This is a genomic window from Glutamicibacter sp. GQ173 (assembly GCF_059759215.1).
In genome coordinates this window covers 243566-261687 of sequence record NZ_JCAXDT010000007.1, presented here as the reverse complement: position 1 = coordinate 261687, position 18122 = coordinate 243566, and the positions used below count along the sequence as shown (strand labels likewise).

Genomic DNA, 18122 nt, shown 5'->3' with positions numbered 1-18122 from the left:
TATGGTTTGGGCCCTGACACACTGTGTTGGGGCCCTTACTTGTTTAACCAGCTAAACAGGTTGGTGCTGGGATGGCTGGTTGGCGGGATGGCTTGTTGGTTGGTGTTGGTTGGTTGGTGGGGGTTCGGGTGGGTGCCTGGCCCCCCTTTTTTTCCTGTTTAAAGAGCAATAACTAGCTGGGTGTCCCTTGACGCTCGATTCGTGCCACCGGTCTTGACGGACACAAGCTCCGTGCTAGTAGGCCCGCTGGCGGCCTGTTCTTCCTGGCGATGCCGGTGGTCGGGTCAGTGAGGCGCGGGGTAGCGCGTTAGCTTCGGGCTGGACCCTTTTTGTTCTACTGGATCTGGCCGCCTGCTGTTGGCTATGTGCAAGCGTTATGTGGCACAACATCTGACAGGAAACCAAGACGTGGCCCAGTTCGCTGGCCAAATGCCGACGGCGCCGCACTCCTAATCTCTGGAGTGCGACGCCGTGGTGCGAGCGGCAGACAGCGTGCCCGCGTTGTGTCCCTGCTCAGTATTGTGCTGCCGTTGCTGCAAGGGGCAAGCTAGCCCTTGTGCTGATCCAGCCAGTCGTCGGCAATGGCTGAAATATCTTCGCCTTCGGATATGCGCTGATTCATTTCCATCAGGCCTTCGGTTGTCAGCTCTGCCGAGACTTCGTTCAGAACTTCGGCCACCTGCTCATTGGTGGCGTCTTCGCGCACGATCGGAACGATGTTGGCGGGGAGGAACAGCCCCTTGTCGTCCTCGAGGCTTACCAAGTTGTTTGTTCCGATCGCCGGGTCGGCGCTGAACATGTCGCCAACCTGGGCCTGGCCGTTCTGCAGCGCTGACAGAGTGAGCGTTCCTCCAGCGTCCAGAACCTTGAATTCCTTGAACTCGAGCCCGTAGATTTCCTTGAGGCCGGGGAGTCCAACGAATCGGGACTTCCATTCGGCAGGTCCGGCCAGCACGAGCTCATTCGCCACGGACTCCAGATCTGAAATGGTGTGCAGATCGTGCTTTTCCGCTACTTCGGGCGCGACGACAAGCACATCGCGGTTCTCGGCCTCTGCCTCGTCGAGTACGGCTATCCCCTCCGGCTTGAGCTTTTCTTCGAGCTGCTTGCGGATCGTCGCCGGGTCGCTGGCGTTGGCTTCAGGGTCCAGTTCGCCCAAGAGGTAGCCGTTGTACTCGGGGAGCAGGTCAATTGATCCGTCCCGCAGGGCTTCCATGTAGACTTCCCGGCTTCCGATATTCAGCTTTTCCTCCACTTCGACTCCGGCATTCTGCAGGGCATGGGAGTAAATGGTGGCCAGCAGCTGGCTTTCGGAGAAGTCTGCTGATCCGATGACGATCTTGCTGTCGTCGTTGCTGCTGTCACCTGCGGAACTCATCGGGTCACCGCTGGCGCAGCCGGTGAGTGCCAAGGCCGTTGCGGTGGCCAGAGAAGTAAGCAGAGTCTTGCGATTCATGGTGGTTCCTATTGATTGAAAGGTGAGAGTGGGTGGCTTGCGATGTGCTCAGCGGCGATCAGACGAGTTTCTTCGCGCGGGGCACATTCCCGATGACCGGAGGCGTTGAACGCAGTCGGCGGGAGAGACCAGGGGAAATTCCGGACATCGCCAGCAGCGCGAAACCGGCTTCCAGCAGGATTGCCAGGGCTGCCAAGACCAGTGATCCGCCAGCCATCTGCGCGTAGTCATTGCCGGCACGACCGTCGATGATGAACCGTCCTAAGCCGTCCAGCGAAACATAAGCGGCGACGGTGGCCGTGGACACGACCTGCAATGTTGCCCCGCGCAAGCCGGACAGCGCGAGCGGCAGCGCACAAGGCAGCTCGATGCGCCAGACGATTTGAGCGGTGGAGAAGCCCATTCCGCGTGCAGCGTCGATCACCGAGCGGTCGATCGCCCGGACACCGCTGGCGACGCCGCTGAGAATCGGCGGCACGGCCAACAGGACCAACACGATCAGCGAGGGGATGACGAAGGCCATATTGCTGCTGATGGCCGGTGCAATCAACAAGACGAGCAGGATGAGCAGGCCGAGGGTGGGCAGGGCGCGCATCGCGTTGGCCGAACCCATGATGAGGCTCTCGCCCTTGCCGGTGTGGCCCACATAGGCGCCCAGGGGCACCGCGATGGCGGTGGCCACGGCCAGGGCGATGCTCGAATAGGCCAAATGGACCATGATTTGGTAGGGGATGGACCCCGAGCCGCTCCAATTGGCGGGATCGGAAAGCCAGTCGAAGATTCCCATTTACAGCATTCCCTTCTGACTCCAAGGCGTCATGATCTTGCCGAACAATACGAGCAATCGGTCCAGGGCCAAGGCCAGAAGCAGGCACACCAGCAACCCGAGGATGATCGGGACGAACATGCGCCGGGTGAAACCCATGGTGAACAGCGTCCCCAATTGCGTGATGCCGATGACCGCTGCCATGGTGACGATCGAAATATTCGAGACTACAACCACGCGCAGCCCCGAGAGAATGGCTGGAACGGCGATGGGCAGCTGGATCTTGAAGAAGGTTTGCAGTCGGGTGTAGCCGATGCCCTGTGCGGCAAATACGACATCCGGGGATACCGAGGACAGTGAGTCCGCGACAACCCTCACCAGCAGTGCCACGGTATAGAAGATCAGTGCGACCACGACATTCGTCGGGTCGAGCACCTTGGTTCCCAGCAGCTTGGGCAGCAAGATGAACAGCGCCAGCGAGGGGATGGTGTAGAACAGGCTGGTGCCGCCGACGATGAAAGGGTAGGTCCGCCGGTAGGAGAATGCCAGGTAGCCCAGGGGGATGGACAAGAGCAGGCCCAAAGCCGTGGGCAGCAGGGTCAGCCAGAGATGAGCCACGGTTAGCTCGCCGATGAGCTCTAAATTGTTGCCGATCCAATCGAGGTTCATGCGACGTGCTTTCTTTCGCTGGCCCCGCGCACATGGCGGGCAATGGCTTCTACGCCGAGGGTGCCCAGGTACAGGCCATGCTCGTCGGTGATGATGGCCTGGCCGCAGGGGCTGGCGAGGGCGGCATCGAGCAATTCACGGTAGTTGCTGGTACCCAATTCCAGTGTTGTGGCGACCAGTACGCGGTCCTCGCGCAGCAAATGTTCCCCTGGCTGCGCAGTGGCCCAGCCCAGCGGGCGGTGATCGGAGGAGCAGGCTACCACCCACTGCTCGGAGAGCTCGTCCCCTGCGTAGGCTCGCGCAGTCTGTTCCAGCTGCGGTTCTTGCAGCTGCCGGAAGTTCAGCGCGTGGTAGCCGCGTGATGCACCCAGGAAGTCGGCAACGAACTGGTCTGCGGGGTGGGCCAGGATCTCGGCGGGTGAACCGATCTGCGCGAGAATGCCGCCCTCCTTGAGCACCACGATCTGGTCTCCGAGCTTCAGCGCCTCGTCGATATCGTGGGTGACCATCACTATGGTCTTGGCCAGGTCGCCCTGGATTCTCAGGAACTCTGACTGCAGCTGCTTGCGGACGACGGGATCCACCGCGCTGAAGGGCTCGTCCATCAGCATGTAGGGCGGATCGGCCGCGAGCGCGCGGGCCACGCCCACGCGTTGCTGCTGGCCGCCGGATAGCTGCCACGGGTAGCGCGAGGCATAACCGCGGTCCAGTCCCACCAGTTCCAGCAGGTCCAGCGCGCGTTCCTGGCTGGCGCGCTTGTCACTCTTGTTCAAGTAGGGGACCGCGCAGACATTGTCCAGGATCGTTTGGTGCGGGAAGAGCCCGGCATTCTGGATTACGTAGCCGATATTCCGGCGCATCGCGATGGTGTCGACCACGGCGTTGTCTTCGCCGCCCAGCAGGATCGTGCCCGAAGTCTGCTGATGCAGCCGGTTGATCATGCGCAGGGTGGTGGTCTTGCCGCAGCCGGAGGGACCCACGAGCACCGTGATCTTCCCCGTGGGCGCGACGAAGGACAGGTGGTCGACGGCGGTGGTGCCGTTGTCGTAGGTCTTGACGACATCCTTGAACTCGATCACAGAAGAACTCCTCTCGGGACAGTGGCCACGGCTGGAATAGTCGGGGATTGCGTTGAATGGCCAGGGGACATCTGCTGCTCCTAGGTGCTTTGCGGGGTGGCGGGCCGTGCGGCGAGTCTGGAAATCCTACTCGCTGACGAGCATCCCTTGGGATACACTTTTCACATATTGAAACTCTTGTTGTTCATACTGTAGTAATCCACTGCGGGTCGCGCAAGACCCATTTCACTCGAATGGCAGGGAAACCATGACCTATACGCTCCCGAAAAAATTGACGATTCACGAGATCGCAGACATTGCCGAAGGCGCTGAGCTCCGGGTGTCCGCGCAGGCAAGGGAACAGGTCAAGCACTACTATCAGAGGGCCAATGAGATTGCCCTGACGCAGCCGGTGTACGGCCGCTCCACCGGGGTCGGCGCGAATAAGCAGAGCTTGGCGGCAATCGATGCGCAAGTCCATGGCATGAACCTGCTGCGCAGCCACGCGGTGGATGCCGGGCCGGTGCTTTCCACCGAGGCCACCCGCGCCATGCTGGCCGTGCGATTGAACCAGCTGCTGCATCCGGGCTCCGGGATTGATCCGTCGGTGATCGACGGACTCGAGCGCATGCTGGCCGATAACAGCCTGCCCGAGGTGCGGCAGTTCGGCGGCATCGGGACCGCGGATCTGCCGGCCCTTGCCGGCGTCGGTCTGGCCTTGGCAGGCGAACGGCCCACCAGCGGGCCCCCCTTCGCGCCGATCGGACCCATCCGAGCCGACAGCGCCCTGCCCTTCATGAGTTCCAGCGCGCCGACGCTGGCCGGGGCAGCCCTGGCCGCGGCATGGCTGGAACGCCTGATCGCGGCCGCGACGGCAACGTTCGCGCTATCGGCCTTCGGATCCCGAGCCGACGCGGCGGCATTTTCGCAGGAGGCAGCGCGCACCGTGGCCACCCCGACCGCCGAGCAGAATGCCCAGCGGCTGGACGAGCTGCTCGCTGGCACGCGGTGGGAGACCGCACGAATTCAGGACCCCTTCTGCTTCCGGGCCTTCCTGCCGGCACTGAGCACCTTGTCCTGTGCGGCCCAGCGGCTGCGCGAGGCCGTAGAGTCGCAGGCCAGCCATGCACGGGAGAACCCGAGATTCTTCGAGGAGCAGCAACGCGCCGTGCACCACGGGGCATTCCTCGAAACCTGGCTGGCCCATGAGCTCGATGCGACCGCCATCGCCCTGGCCCAGACGGCACCGCTGCTGCTGGCCCGTCTGCGATTCATGAATGACGACAACTTCTCCGGCCTGCCCCGCTTCCTCGCTCCGCAGGGGGGAGCAAGCTCCGGAACCATGATCATTGAATATCTAGCTGCCAGCGCAATGGGTGAAGTGCAGGCGGCGGCCGCACCAATTTCCACGCACAGCGCGGTGCTGTCGTGCGGCGTCGAGGAGGACGCAACCTTTGCCCCCGCCGCCTTGAGCAAGCTCAATCGCGCGCTGGAAGGCTACGAGCTCATGGTGGCCGCAGAAATTGTCGTCGCCGTGCGCACGCTCAGGCTGCGCGCAAGCGCCACAGATCTGGAGGCCGGCGACGGCGTTGCGCAGCTGCTGGAGATCTGTGAGCCCTTGCCCCTAGGGCTCGAAGACCGGGATCTGCAAGGCGATGTGCAGATTGCGCGGCAACTGATCACCAGCCTTGCGCAGGCAAGTCGCAGTTCTCGCGCCCGGCTTGGTTAGACTTCGAGTAGACGCCAGTTGATTACGGGAGATTATGAGACATATGGCAGATCGATCAGCAGCCGAACCGGGGCATCAGGAGCAAACGCCGCGAGGTCCGCAAACAGTGCATCGGGCCCTGGAGGTATTGACGCTCGTCGTCGACCGCGGACCGCTGGGCCTTAGCGACATTGCCCGTGCCAGCAACCTGCCCACCAGCACCACATCGCGGATGCTGCGCGTTCTCGAGCACTGGGGCTACGTCTCCCGGGCCAGTGATGGGCAATATTCCCTCGGGCAGCGTTTCGTCCAGTCCCGGGTGGTCAATGACCAGACCAGCGTCGAGGACCTGATCGACGCTTCCGGGCCGATTATGGGCCTGTTGACGGAGCAGACCTCGGAGTCCAGCTATCTGGCAGTGCCCAGCCCGGCCAACACCTGCACCTTCTTGCGCGAGGTGCAAAGCTCGCTGCCCATCCGGTATGTCGGATTCGATGGCTGGGAGGGGCGAACGGTTCCCATGGGCGGATCGGTGACCGGAGAAGTCCTGGAGGGGCGGGTCCCGGATCCGGGCTATGTGGTGATGGTGGCCGTCGAGGACCCCGACGCGACGGTGATCGGTGCCCCCGTGCGCAATGCGCAGGGCAGGATCATCGCGGCCCTGAGCATTGCAGGACCGAGCTTCCGGATGGGCGAGCAGGCGGTAGCGGCCCTCGGTGCCGCGGTGTGCTCAGCGGCCGAAGAGCTTTCTGCGCAACTGGACTCGCGCCTCCTACCAGGCGCCCTCTAGCCCGGGCAAAGCCGTCGGGCACCGTGGATGCCGAGGGGAACCGCCAGCTTGCCGAAAGCGGGAGGCCGCTACACGGGTGGTGAACATGCGCCGGCGTGTGCCGAAGGACACCCTATGGACTTGCCCCTGGATTGGCACCCTGCCGGCAGGCCTGATATAGTTATGGAGTTGTCGCAATCGCGGATGACACCGTAGTTTTCCCATGGTCAGCCATGAGGTATAGAGTTACGGCGATCATAGCGTGGGGGAAACGCCCGGTCCCATACCGAACCCGGAAGCTAAGACCCACAGCGCCGATGGTACTGCACTCGGGAGGGTGTGGGAGAGTAGGTCATCGCCGGGCATAATTTGCCGAAGGCCCCGAACGAAAGTTCGGGGCCTTCGATGTTTAACCGGCGCGTTAATGCGAAAAAGCCGAGGGCCAGAAAAGACAGCTCTTCTGGCCCTCGGCTTCGCGTGGTTTAGGCTTCGCTTAGCCGCAGGCCGCTCTCTGTATCAAACAGATGCACGTGCTGCAGGCGAGGAGCAATATTCAGCTTCTGGCCTCGTGCAGGTGGCGTGCGGCCATCAACGCGAACCACAACCATCTGGGTTTCGCCAGCAAGCTCAGCAGAACCGTAGATGTACGCGTCGGCGCCGAGTTCTTCGACTACGTCAACGACGATCTCTACGCCCTCGCCGGCACCCACGATCTCGATGTCTTCCGGGCGGAAGCCCAGCGTGGTTCCACCCTGGGCGCCCGGAGCCTGGATCAGGGTAGAGCCGAAGGCCACCTGCCCATGAGCAGATTCCAGCTTGACCAGGTTCATGGCCGGGGAGCCGATGAAGCCGGCAACGAAGACGTTGCGCGGACGGTCATAGAGCTCGCGGGGAGTACCGACCTGCTGCAGTTCGCCATCCTTGAGCACCGCAACGCGATCGCCCATGGTCAATGCCTCAACCTGGTCGTGAGTCACGTATACGGTGGTGACGCCAAGACGGCGAGTCAACGAAGCGATCTGGGTACGAGTCTGCACACGCAGCTTTGCGTCCAAGTTGGACAGCGGCTCATCCATCAAGAAGACCTGGGGCGAACGGACAATTGCGCGGCCCATGGCCACACGCTGGCGCTGGCCGCCGGAGAGAGCCTTCGGCTTGCGGTTCAGGTACTGCTCCAAGTCGAGCAGCTTGGCTGCTTCCAGAACGCGGCGGTTGCGCTCTTCCTTGTCAACGCCTGCAATCTTCAACGCGAAGCCCATGTTCTCGGCAACGGTCATATGAGGGTACAGCGCGTAGTTCTGGAAGACCATTGCGATGTCGCGATCCTTTGGCGGAACGTTGGTCACGTCCTTGTCGCCAATGAGGATGCGACCGGAATCGACCTCTTCCAAGCCTGCGAGCATGCGCAGGGTGGTGGACTTGCCACAACCCGACGGGCCCACGAGCACGAGGAATTCTCCGTCTTGGATTTCCAGGTCGATTGCATCCACGGAAGGCACGAGAGCGCCTGGGTAGATACGGGTGGCCTTATCAAAGGTCACAGTTGCCATGATGACAATCCTTTCACGGGCAGGTACGTGCCCGACGATCCATAGTGAAAGTGAAATAGGACACTTTAGTCTCGCATGGAAACCAGAATTTGCAAAAGCTCTGGCAACTGTTGCGGAGAAGCTATATGATGAGTGGCCAAAGTCGGCCCTGATCCTACTTTTATCCCAAGATCCTTGGGTTCCAATACTTTAAATCCGTTTTCGTCGGTGACATCATCACCGATGAAAAGCACCGCATCAACCTGTAATAAATCTTTAAGCCACGTTAAGCTCTCGCCCTTGTCTCCTTGATGCACCGAGGCCTCAAGGACCGCCTTGCCCTCGAGGAGCTTGGCACCGCCCATAGCGTTCAAAGCGGCCTTGGCCCCGCCGAGCGCGGCGTCGGCGGCAGCGGGTGCTGCACGGCGTACATGCAGCACGGTCGCCGAAGGCTTGTATTCCAGGCTGACATCCTCGTAGGAATCGGCCACGGCCTCGAGTTCCCTGGTGATGCGAGCCAGCAGATTCTGCTGTTCGCAGCTCAGCGGCTTTTCGATCCATTGCCCTTGGAAAGGATCTGGCAGCAGGCGCTCAGCACCGTGCGAGCCAATGCAGATTTCCGGCAGAGGCTCGGGATAAACCTGCGCCAGGGACGCTAAATTGCGGCCGGAAACCAAAGCGGCAAAAACGCCAGGCAGTTGCCTGAGCGTTTCAAAAACCTCAGCCGACTCCGGAAGAGGCCGGGCGTCTTCGGGGCGGTCGACGATTGGCGACATTGTCCCGTCAAAGTCCAAAGCCACAAGAATATTCTGATGAGCTGCAAACCTGCTCAGCGCGGCGTGCAGTTCTGGGTCGAGGTCAGACACGTTTGTATCCCATCGTGAGTGTGCGGATCCTGGTGCCGGGCTAGCGGACGATGGCATCTGTCGAGGAAGCGGCGCTGATCTCAGCAAGTTCCGCGAGGAATACCTCAGACCAGCGGGCCACGGTGTTCACCTTCAGATGCCGGTTCATCCGTCGCATCCGCTTCTCTTGCTCAGCCTCGTTCATATTGACGGCCTGGATGATCTTGTCCTTCATGCCGTCGATGTCGTGCGGGTTCACCAGTACGGCTTGGGTCAGCTGGTCAGCGGCGCCCGTGTATTCGGAAAGCACCAGTACACCACGGCCATCCTGATGTGCTGCGACAAATTCCTTGGCGACCAGGTTCATGCCATCACGCAGCGCGGTCACCAGCAAAACATCGGCTGCCAGGTAGAGGGAAATCATCTCGCGCAGCGGGTAGGACTGGTGCAGATAGCGCAAGGTGGTGTGGCTCAGGGTGTCGTGCTGTCCGGTAATTTGCCCAACCATCAGTTCGACCTGGTCGCGCAGCTCCATGTACGTATCGACGTTTTCACGGCTCGGGCTGGCCACCTGGATCAGGCACACATCGCCGGCGCGCAGTTGCTCGTCTGCAAGCAACTCGCCGTAGGCCTTGAGCCGGTGGCGAATGCCCTTGGTGTAGTCGAGGCGATCCACACCGAGAATCACGGTTTTTGGATTGCCCAGCTCATTGCGAATCTGCGCGGCGCGGGCAATGATCTGCGGGTCGCGGGAGAGCTTTGCGATCTGTTCGGTATCAATGGAGATCGGGTGGGCCTTGGCCCGGCAGAGATTCTGCATTTGATTGGCAGCAGGGGGAGTGGCGACGTCGCCCTTGGTGGAGTAGTCGGTAAAGCGGCGCAGGCAGCGAAGGAAGTTGGAGGCATCAGCTTCGCGCTGGAAACCAACAAGATCGGCGCCTGCCAGGCCTTGCAGGATCTGGGTACGCCACGGCAGCTGCGAGAAGAGACTGGCTGCCGGGAACGGGATGTGGAGGAAAAAGCCGATTTTCAGATCCGGCCGCGCCAAGCGGATCATCTGGGGCACGAGCTGCAGCTGGTAGTCATGGACCCATACGGTGGCATTCGGGGCGGCAATTTTCAGCACCGCGTCGGCAAATCGCTGATTGATCTTCTTGTAGCGGTCCCACCATGTGCGGTGGTATTCCGGGGGCACGATCACATCGTGATAGAGCGGCCACAAGGTGGAGTTCGAGAATCCTTCGTAGTACAGCTCCAGATCGTCTTCGCTCAGCGGCACTGGGACCAGATGGATGTCATCCTTGTCGAAGCTCTCCAATTCTTCGTTAATACCACCATGCCATCCAACCCAAGCACCGTCCGAAGCTGCCATGATCGGCGCCAGAGCAGTCACCAGGCCACCGGGAGAACGCCGGAAGCCTTGTGTCCCGTCGGGATTCGTGATCCGGTCAACGGGCAGCCTGTTGGCTACGACTACCAAATCGTAAGATTGCTCGGTATTTTGGCTTGGTGCTGGGGTACCCACTTAAACCTCCTGGTTTGATCAAACTGTGCACCGGCGGGGTGCGGATTCGTCGGTTCTGAGTGAATGACTTTGTATTCGATTTTTTCTGTTGCGCTTTGCGGAAGGCCTTGGTGAAAAGCCGCTCCTATTGAAATCATACTGAATTTTTTCTCTTGCCATGTGAGGTGCGGCACGCTAAGTGGTGCGTCACAGCGGGCCCTGGTCCGAATCGGATGCCTTGCGCTCATGACTTGGTTGAATGATCAAGTACAGGCCTGGGTCTCGCTTTGGGCGCTGTATGCACAAGATATGCGTGTCCTGTGAAGGGTGGGCAATCTGGGGTTTTCCGGGATATTTGCGCAAAGAGTTGGCTAAGCTTGACACAGATGACTGTTCGCTGCTGACTGAGGAACCACCAAATTTATGTCTACGAATAATCCGCGCCCAACTAAGGCGCAGCGCAACGCGAGCGCTCGCGAAAAAGCTGCCCAGCTACGAGCCAGCCAAGAAGCCGCTCAAAAACGCAAGTCACTTTTCGTGAAGCTTGGCGTTCTTGTCGCCGTCATTATTGTTATCGCACTGGTAGTTACGCTGATCGTCCGAAACAACAATGCGAAGATTGAAGACAGCGGTGCCACTCCTCAGGGCGCGACGGCTGCCGGCGGCATCATGGTAACTTCCGCTGACTCGGTTGCTGAGAAAACTACCGACCAGGTAGACGTTACGAAGCTGACCGCTCCCGAAGAGCCCCTGGCTGCTCCTGAGCCGCGTGACCTGATTGTCGCCAAGAAGGGCGAGCCAATCAACATCACCATGTACGTGGATGCCAATTGCGTGCACTGCGCCGACTTCGAAGCCACCTACGGCGACCAGATCGAAAAATGGCTGGCCAATGGCGACGTTAACGTCGAGTACCGCAACGTTGGGTACCTCGATGGTGGTTCGCCAACCAACTTCTCCTCGCGTGGCGCCAACGCTCTTGCTTGCGTCGCCGATGAGAGCCCAGCTGCCTACATGAAGTTCGTGAAGGCACTGTGGGGCCACTACCCAGAAGGCGAAATGAAGAACGCTGAACTGGCCCAGATGGCAGTGGACAATGGAGCCAGCGAATCCGTCAGCGACTGCATCGAAGGCGACAAGTTCCGCCCATTCGTCCAGTATGCGACCACCGCAGGCCAGTACGATGGCGTGAAGGGAACCCCTTCGATCTTCATCCAGGGCAAGGAACTCGTTTTGGGCACCGATGACTTCCCGACCAAGGTTGAAGAAGCGATCAAGGCAAACAAGTAAGTCCAAAGCCTAGCCCTAGACAACGAGGCGCGATCCGGTAAAATTTCTTATTGATCTCGCACCAAGACAAAGGGGAAGAAAGCCATCCGTGGTTTTCTTCCCCTTTGTCTTGCCCGCAACCCCTGCCGATTCGCAGACCAGCGGTGTTTTCAGATATTCTTATCCGGTACGCCCCCTTAGCTCAGCTGGCCAGAGCGTCTGTCTTGTAAACTGAAGGTCACCGGTTCGAATCCGGTAGGGGGCTCCACACTGGACGTAGCCCAGATGAGAACCGTGTTCATGATCTCCCATGACGCGGTTTCTTTCATTTCTGCCACCAGCATCATGGTGCTGAAGCCGTGCCTGCAAACCGGATGAGCACCGCACCGGTAGAATTCCTAGCGAGACCACAATCCTTGAGCCAGGGCGGATCGGCCCGATGTTCATCACCATTTGGAGGAGCCGACCATGGCCGGAGGCCTTGTAGCACTTTTGGACGACGTAGCTGCCCTGGTGAAAGTGACTGCGGCATCCCTTGACGACATAGCACTGGGCGCCGCCAAGGCGAGCACCAAGGCCATGGGCGTGGTGGTCGACGATGCTGCGGTAACGCCGCAGTACGTGGAAGGCATTTCGCCCAAAAGGGAACTGCCGATCATCTGGAAAATCGCGGTGGGCTCCATCCGCAACAAGCTGGTCTTCATCCTGCCAGTCGCCCTGCTGCTGTCCTACTTCGCCCCATGGGCGCTGACCCCGATCCTGATGCTCGGTGGCGCCTACCTGGTCTTCGAGGGTGCGGAAAAACTTCTTGAAGCCTTCGGATGGATCAAGCATCACGGCGCCGGCGAAGCAGGCAAGGAGCGTGATGAAAAGTCCATCATCAACTCAGCGGTGCGCACCGACTTGGTGCTCTCGGCGGAAATCCTGGTGATTTCGCTCAACGAGGTAGCCCACGAACCGTTCCTTACCCGTGCGCTGATCCTGGTTGTTGTTGCCGTCATGATGACCGTGGTGGTTTACGGCGCGGTGGCACTGATCGTGAAGATGGACGATATCGGCCTGCACATGGCCGCGAAGCCGCGCAAGCTATCGCAAAAAATTGGCCGCGGCCTGGTCAAAGCCATGCCGATCATCATGTCCGTGCTCAGCAAGGTCGGCGTGGTTGCGATGCTGTGGGTCGGTGGCCACCTGTTGCTGGTGGGCATGGACGAACTTGGCTGGCACGCCCCGTACGGCTTTGTGCACCATGTCGAAGAGCTGGTGCATCACGCAACCGGTTCAGCAGGCGCGGTGCTGGGATGGTGCGTCAACACCGCATTCTCCTGCGTGGCCGGATTCATCATGGGCGCGATCATTACGGTGATCGTCCTGGGGATTCAAAAGCTGCGGAACAAGGGCAAGGTCGAGGCCGCCCACTAAGGCCCAAGCCCGGGCCGGCACCCCGCGTACAATGGATAAGTTGCCGCCCCAGGCGCGGTCATCCGCGTCCAGCCAAACTGTCTGGCCGCCATGGAAAGATCGATGCGTGTTGAGTAAAGAACAAAAAGAGCAGGCTGCTGCCCGTCATGCGCGCGGAGCCTATTTCACCCCGGAACCCGTCGCCGCCTTCATGGCGCAATGGGCCCTTGATGGCCAGGCCGCGAGCGTCCTGGAACCCTCGTGCGGTGACGCTCAATTCCTTGAAGCCGTGCATCGCGAGCTGGGGGAGCGACAGGGCGGTGTGCAGCTGCTGGGCTACGAATTGCACGAGCCCACCGTGGCCCAGGCCCGCAAGCGACTGGCCGCCCAGGGAATCAACGCGCGGATTGAACAAGCGAACTTTTTTGATATCGACGGCACCGCGGACATGGACGTGGTGATCGGCAACCCTCCCTATGTGCGCTACCAGCTGCACCGGGGAGCGGATCGCCAGCGTTCGCGGCTGGCGGCCAAAGCAGCCGGGGTGGAACTGAACGAGCTGGCCAGCATCTGGGCGGCCTTCGTGGTTCACGCGACCAGCTTCCTGGCTCCGGGCGGGCGGATGGCCCTGGTGCTGCCCGCGGAACTGATGTTCGTCAACTACGCCGGCGTGGTGCGGGCGATGCTGCTCGAGCGCTTTGCCACCGTCCACCTGGCAGTCTTTGAAGAACGGCTCTTTGCCGACGCCCAGGAAGAGGTGGTGCTGCTGCTGGCCGAGGGCTACCAGCAGGGCCCCAGCGGCCATTTCCAGCTGCATCAATTCCGCAATACCCAGGACCTGGCCCAGTTGGGATCCGGCACCCGCCACGAACCGCAGCGTGCCGCGGATCGCTGGACCGGTTCGCTGGTCGGGCTCGAAGCCCAGGGCATTCTCGCCGCCGCCAGCGCCCAGGGCCATTTCGCCCCACTCAAGTCCTGGGGCGAAACCTCGCTCGGCGCGGTCACCGGCAATAACAAGTGGTTCACCTTCAGCAGCGATGAGATCCATGAGCTCGGATTGCCAGAAGCGGACCTGATTCGCATTTCACCGCCTGGCTCCAGGCACCTTCGCGGACTGGAGCTTGACCAGGCCGGGTGGGAACAGCTGCGGGATCACGGAGCAGCGGCCTATCTGTTCAGGCCCTCGGGCGAACCGAGCGCCGCGGGAGAACATCTTGTGGCCAGCGGCGAGCTGTCCAACGTGGACCAGGCCTACAAGTGCAAGGTGCGCTCGCCGTGGTGGCGGGTGCCGGTGCTTTCGGTGCCGGATCTGTTCATGACCTATATGAACGCTGATACGCCGAGGCTTACAGCTAACGAAGCCGGCGTGCACCACATCAACTCGATCCACGGCGTTTACCTCGGCGCGGACGTGCGCGAGCTGGGCCGCGGCCTATTGCCCTTGGCCTCGCTGAACACGCTGACCATGCTGGGCGCCGAAATGGTCGGGCGATCCTATGGCGGCGGGATCCTCAAGCTTGAACCGCGCGAGGCCGATGTGCTTCCGGTGCCTTCCATCGCCATGGTGCAGCGCTTTGCACAGGAACTGCACGCCATCAAGCCGCAGGTGCGCGAAATGCTGGCGGCCGGGCATAAGCAAGAAGCCACCGAAGCGGTAGACCGGATCGTTCTGGAACAAATGCTCGAGCTGGATCAGGCAGCGGTGGAAACCCTGCGCGCAGCACGCAGGAACATGCTCGATCGCCGCAAGGCGCGAAGCAAAGCGGTGAAGGGATAAACGTGGCTAATCCTGTGGTTGAGAAAACCCTGGCCTTTGCGGAATTTGATACCACTTTGATGTCAGCGGCCAAAGACTCGCCGTGGCTGAGCAACGGCGCGGTCACCGAAGAATTCAACCCGTCCTATTCCGTGCTGGAACGGCTGTTGAGCATTCCGGTGCGCAATAAGGCCGTCACCCGATCCGGGCGCTTTGCCCAAGGCGTGGACGCCTGGCTGGCCCACGAACTGCGTCGTGCCGGATTTGACGCAGACCTTGTCTGGCCGCGGCCCGAGGCGCCGCGGGTGCTCTCCAGCGACATCTTGGACCTGTTGCGCCGATTGCCCGAGCGATTGGCCGACGAGGTCCACGAGTCGATCATGGCCGGAAAGGCGGGGAGCACCGATGCGAGGATCCTGGGCCGCGCCTACATGAAACAGACCGATGTGGTGATGACCCATTGGTCCACCGGCCCCGAGCTGCTGCTGAGCACCAAGGCCATGACGTCATCGTTCGGCAAGAACCTCGCCAACCGCTATGAAGAAGCCTATGGAGACGCAGCGAATCTTCGCGCGCGGTATCCGCTGGCAGCGGTCGGGTTCTTCTTCGTGCAACGCGCCACCATCCTTGAATCGGAACCGGCGGCCTTCCGCCGCACCGTGGACATGATCCGCAAGCTGCGGGACTTCGGCGATGGGTTTGGCTATACCGCGACCGGCCTGCTGCTGGTCGACTGGGACGACGACTCGGATAACCCGGAAGTCAGGTGCGTGCACCCTCCGGTGCCCCAGGACATCGCCACGGCGCAGTTCCTTAATGCCATGGTCGACACCGTCCTTAAAGTCACCCCCATCGACCTCCACGAAGCGGCCCGCGCTCGCCGAGCCGGTGAAGTGGCGCCGCTGCCCGGTCATGAATGGGCCGACGAGCAGCAGGACGCCCTCTTCTAGGCCCTAGATCATTCCAAGTGCCGGCATCTGGTCGCCGCAGGGCAGCTGAATGCCCAATGATGGCCCGATTGTTCCAGCCGCGGCAAAACATGGCGCAGGAATCGCGGCTGGCGGCGCGATGATCTCCACGCAGTCTTCCGAGGCCTGCGGCAAGTTCTCCACCCACTCCCACGCGGCCTGGGTAGCACGGTAGATGAACTTCAGCCGGCCATCCTGTTCGAAGCTGCGTTCGCGGTCCCACAGCTCGGAGCGTTCGTAAAAGGCCCAGGAAGCAGGATTTTGCGCATCGATCACGATGATGGGCGTTTTGCCCGAGCGCACTGCGTGCTCCAGGCGCAATGAGGTCACATGCTGGCGGATGCCCAACCGGCGGTACTCGGGGCGCACAGCCATGCAGCCCAGCTCCACGGCGTTCATCGAGTCGGTGGGTGCGACGATCGAGTCGTGAACCAACCCGGCAGCCACGAGCGTGCCACGGTCGCGCACCGTGACCAGCAGGCTGAGCCGGTCGAATTTCTGGTGCCAGCGCTGGTCGATGACAGGGTAGAGCTGTGCCAATTCTTCACGCTGCTCTGGCAGAACGCAGAGCGGTGACAAGGAAAAGTTCAAGTTTTCAAACACTGGGTACGGTCCTAGAGAAAAAGAACGAACGAAAAATGAGGCTTTTGCGCGACCAGGTCTGACCTGCCGTGCGGTTTCGTTGGCCTTGAGGGGACCGATGCCGGCGGCTTCCGGCAACTTCCTTGTAGGGTCCAGTTTGAGCTCGATGAGCTAGAAAAATTATGGAGTCTAAAGTCCCGTTTTGACAAGTGGAAACAGCTACTTTTAGGTGACATGAAAATAAACTATTTGACGCGGTTTTTCCGGGCTGATCATGTGGCATATCCGGAGGCTGAAAGATCACCGTGCGCTTGGGTCTGAGCGCGTCTGCCGCGGTGCGGCCTGCCGCTTGAAGCCGGCTGCCGATTTGGTGCGCGAGTTATCACCAGCTAAGATCATTTAGGTGCTTGGCCCTGCGGTCAAAGCGCAAGTATGGATCTTTAGCTCAGTTGGTTAGAGCGTTCGCCTCACACGCGAAAGGTCGCTGGTTCGAGTCCAGTAAGATCCACGAAAAAATGCCACCAGAGATGGTGGCATTTTTGCGTTCATGGAGCTTCGCCATGCAAAGCGGGCTCTAGGCCCCGAGCAATTCGTGGACGCGGGGCTTCACTTCTTCGCCCAGCAGCCTAATGCTGTTCATCATGGCCTCATGCGGCAATGATCCGGCTGAGTACTTGATGTCAGCGCGGGATAGCCCGAGTTTCCTGGTGGCCGAGGCGAGCTTCGAGGCTACGGTTTGCGCGCTGCCGGCCATCATTGCCCCCTCCGGCCCCATGGCGGCCTGCAATCGCATCTTGCTCGCTGGCGGCCATCCGCGCTCGGCGCCCAGCCGGTTCATGGTCCGCTGGTAATGAGGCCAGAGGGTTTCCAGCGCTTCCTCGTCGCTGCCGGCCACCAACCCGTGGAAGTGCGCGGCCACCGGTTGTTCATCGTGCCCGAATTCCTTGAGGGAACGTTGGTACAAATGCACCAGTCCTTCAAAGCCCGAGGGCTGGCCCCCGATGATGGCCAGGAACAGCGGAAGCCCGTGGCGCGCGGCGCGAACAACAGACTGCGGGCTGCCACCGACGCCCACCCAAGTGGTCAGCGGCTGGTTCTCCAGCAGGGGATAAACCTGCTGGTTGCGCAGTGCGGAGCGGTGCTTCCCGTGCCAGACCACCGGATTTCCATGGCGCAATCTGGCCAAGAGATCCAGCTTCTCCTCGTAGAGCTCTTCATAGTCATCAAGCTCGAAGCCGAACAACGGGAAAGATTCAATAAAAGATCCGCGCCCGGCCACGATTTCGGTGCGCCCCTGGGAAATGGCGTCGAGGGTTGCAAAGCGCTGGTACACCCTGACCGGATCATCGCTGGAAAGGACCGTCACGGCGGTGCCCAACTTGATCTGCTTGGTGGTGCTGGCCAATGCAGCCAACACGATCTCCGGGGCGGATACGGCATAATCATCGCGATGGTGTTCGCCGACGCCAAAGAAGTCCAGATTCGCTGCTTCGGCCGCCTGGCCCTGGGCGATGACGTTGCGAATCACCTGCGCATGGGTCAGAGGATCGCCCTGAGCGTCCTCGCTGATGTCGCCAAAGGTTTCGGCGCCGATCTCCGGCAAGAGAAGTTTGCTGCTCATCAATGACCTCCGATATGTATGCAAAAGCATCTAAGTTCAAATACTTGCAACCACAATCGAGCCGGCGATATTCCGCAGGCAGGAATTGCCGGGAAATGTGTTCGGCGCTACCTAGTGACTTACGCACGTTCACGCGAACTTATTGCCCATGGGTTGTATCGTAAATTGCATGGGAAAGCATTGGCTGAGGGGGCAAAATTAGTGGCGCATCGATCTGACGAAGA

The 18122-nt window shown here is 60.8% G+C and carries 15 protein-coding genes, 2 tRNA genes and 1 rRNA gene; 9 read left to right on the top strand and 9 right to left on the bottom strand.

All coding sequences use genetic code 11. The features are described 5' to 3' along the window. Nucleotides 1-547: 547 nt before the first annotated feature. The 4 genes from AC6CHO_RS13040 to AC6CHO_RS13025 are packed head-to-tail and all read right to left on the bottom strand — an operon-like array spanning nt 548 to nt 3970. On the bottom strand, nt 548-1456 hold the full coding sequence (locus AC6CHO_RS13040; RefSeq protein ID WP_498215480.1) for an ABC transporter substrate-binding protein: 909 nt from the start codon (nt 1454-1456) through the stop codon (nt 548-550). Nucleotides 1457-1514: 58 nt separating this feature from the next. Beyond that, nucleotides 1515-2243, bottom strand: a complete 729-nt coding sequence (locus AC6CHO_RS13035) for an ABC transporter permease (RefSeq protein ID WP_498215478.1) — start codon at nt 2241-2243, stop codon at nt 1515-1517. Then, complete coding sequence (locus tag AC6CHO_RS13030; RefSeq protein WP_498215476.1) at nt 2244-2891, bottom strand: ABC transporter permease; 648 nt, start codon at nt 2889-2891, stop codon at nt 2244-2246. Continuing rightward, on the bottom strand, nt 2888-3970 hold the full coding sequence (locus AC6CHO_RS13025) for an ABC transporter ATP-binding protein (protein WP_498215475.1): 1083 nt from the start codon (nt 3968-3970) through the stop codon (nt 2888-2890). The genes AC6CHO_RS13030 and AC6CHO_RS13025 overlap by 4 nt, the downstream gene beginning before the upstream one ends. A 247-nt stretch (nt 3971-4217) precedes the next feature. Here AC6CHO_RS13025 and AC6CHO_RS13020 point away from each other — a divergent pair, with 247 nt between their 5' ends. The 3 genes from AC6CHO_RS13020 (at nt 4218) to rrf (ending at nt 6790) form a co-directional block, all read left to right on the top strand. Next, the gene (locus tag AC6CHO_RS13020) at nt 4218-5678 is read left to right on the top strand and encodes an aromatic amino acid lyase (protein ID WP_498215473.1); all 1461 of its coding nucleotides are present in this window, start codon (nt 4218-4220) and stop codon (nt 5676-5678) included. 43 nt (nt 5679-5721) lie between these two features. Further along, nucleotides 5722-6447 carry an IclR family transcriptional regulator gene (locus AC6CHO_RS13015; protein ID WP_498215472.1) on the top strand — a complete coding sequence of 242 codons (726 nt, stop codon included), beginning with the start codon at nt 5722-5724 and terminating at the stop codon, nt 6445-6447. A gap of 226 nt (nt 6448-6673) precedes the next feature. After that, a 5S ribosomal RNA gene (gene rrf, locus AC6CHO_RS13010) occupies nt 6674-6790 on the top strand. Nucleotides 6791-6908: 118 nt separating this feature from the next. Here rrf and AC6CHO_RS13005 read toward each other — a convergent pair. The 3 genes from AC6CHO_RS13005 to AC6CHO_RS12995 all read right to left on the bottom strand — a co-directional run bounded on the left by AC6CHO_RS13005 (nt 6909) and on the right by AC6CHO_RS12995 (nt 10325). Continuing rightward, nucleotides 6909-7976 (bottom strand): ABC transporter ATP-binding protein, encoded by a 1068-nt coding sequence (locus AC6CHO_RS13005; RefSeq protein WP_444660823.1) that lies wholly within the window; start codon nt 7974-7976, stop codon nt 6909-6911. Nucleotides 7977-8041: 65 nt separating this feature from the next. Continuing rightward, nucleotides 8042-8755: a trehalose-phosphatase gene (otsB, locus tag AC6CHO_RS13000; protein WP_498215470.1), complete on the bottom strand. Its 714-nt coding sequence runs from the start codon at nt 8753-8755 to the stop codon at nt 8042-8044. A 106-nt stretch (nt 8756-8861) separates the two neighbouring features. Next, nucleotides 8862-10325 (bottom strand): alpha,alpha-trehalose-phosphate synthase (UDP-forming), encoded by a 1464-nt coding sequence (locus AC6CHO_RS12995; protein ID WP_498215469.1) that lies wholly within the window; start codon nt 10323-10325, stop codon nt 8862-8864. A 402-nt stretch (nt 10326-10727) separates the two neighbouring features. Between AC6CHO_RS12995 and AC6CHO_RS12990 the strand changes: the two genes are divergently transcribed. The 5 genes from AC6CHO_RS12990 (at nt 10728) to AC6CHO_RS12970 (ending at nt 15677) form a co-directional block, all read left to right on the top strand. Beyond that, nucleotides 10728-11594: a DsbA family protein gene (locus AC6CHO_RS12990; protein WP_498215468.1), complete on the top strand. Its 867-nt coding sequence runs from the start codon at nt 10728-10730 to the stop codon at nt 11592-11594. Nucleotides 11595-11764: 170 nt separating this feature from the next. Beyond that, a tRNA-Thr gene (locus AC6CHO_RS12985) sits at nt 11765-11841 on the top strand. 200 nt (nt 11842-12041) lie between these two features. After that, nucleotides 12042-12992, top strand: a complete 951-nt coding sequence (locus tag AC6CHO_RS12980; RefSeq protein ID WP_444660819.1) for a DUF808 domain-containing protein — start codon at nt 12042-12044, stop codon at nt 12990-12992. A 106-nt stretch (nt 12993-13098) separates the two neighbouring features. Beyond that, nucleotides 13099-14748 carry an HsdM family class I SAM-dependent methyltransferase gene (locus AC6CHO_RS12975; protein ID WP_498215467.1) on the top strand — a complete coding sequence of 550 codons (1650 nt, stop codon included), beginning with the start codon at nt 13099-13101 and terminating at the stop codon, nt 14746-14748. Between the two features lie 2 nt (nt 14749-14750). Beyond that, entirely contained in the window at nt 14751-15677 is a 927-nt protein-coding gene (locus tag AC6CHO_RS12970; RefSeq protein ID WP_498215466.1) for a hypothetical protein, read from the top strand. A gap of 3 nt (nt 15678-15680) precedes the next feature. Here AC6CHO_RS12970 and AC6CHO_RS12965 read toward each other — a convergent pair whose 3' ends face one another. Next, the gene (locus AC6CHO_RS12965; protein WP_444660816.1) at nt 15681-16298 is read right to left on the bottom strand and encodes a GNAT family N-acetyltransferase; all 618 of its coding nucleotides are present in this window, start codon (nt 16296-16298) and stop codon (nt 15681-15683) included. 413 nt (nt 16299-16711) lie between these two features. On the opposite strand from AC6CHO_RS12965, the gene AC6CHO_RS12960 reads away from it, so the two are divergent. Further along, nucleotides 16712-16785: transfer RNA gene (locus AC6CHO_RS12960), tRNA-Val, on the top strand. A 66-nt stretch (nt 16786-16851) separates the two neighbouring features. Here the strand turns inward: AC6CHO_RS12960 and AC6CHO_RS12955 are convergent. Further along, nucleotides 16852-17898, bottom strand: coding sequence for an Atu2307/SP_0267 family LLM class monooxygenase (locus AC6CHO_RS12955; RefSeq protein WP_498215464.1), 1047 nt, complete (start codon nt 17896-17898; stop codon nt 16852-16854). Nucleotides 17899-18122: the final 224 nt, after the last annotated feature.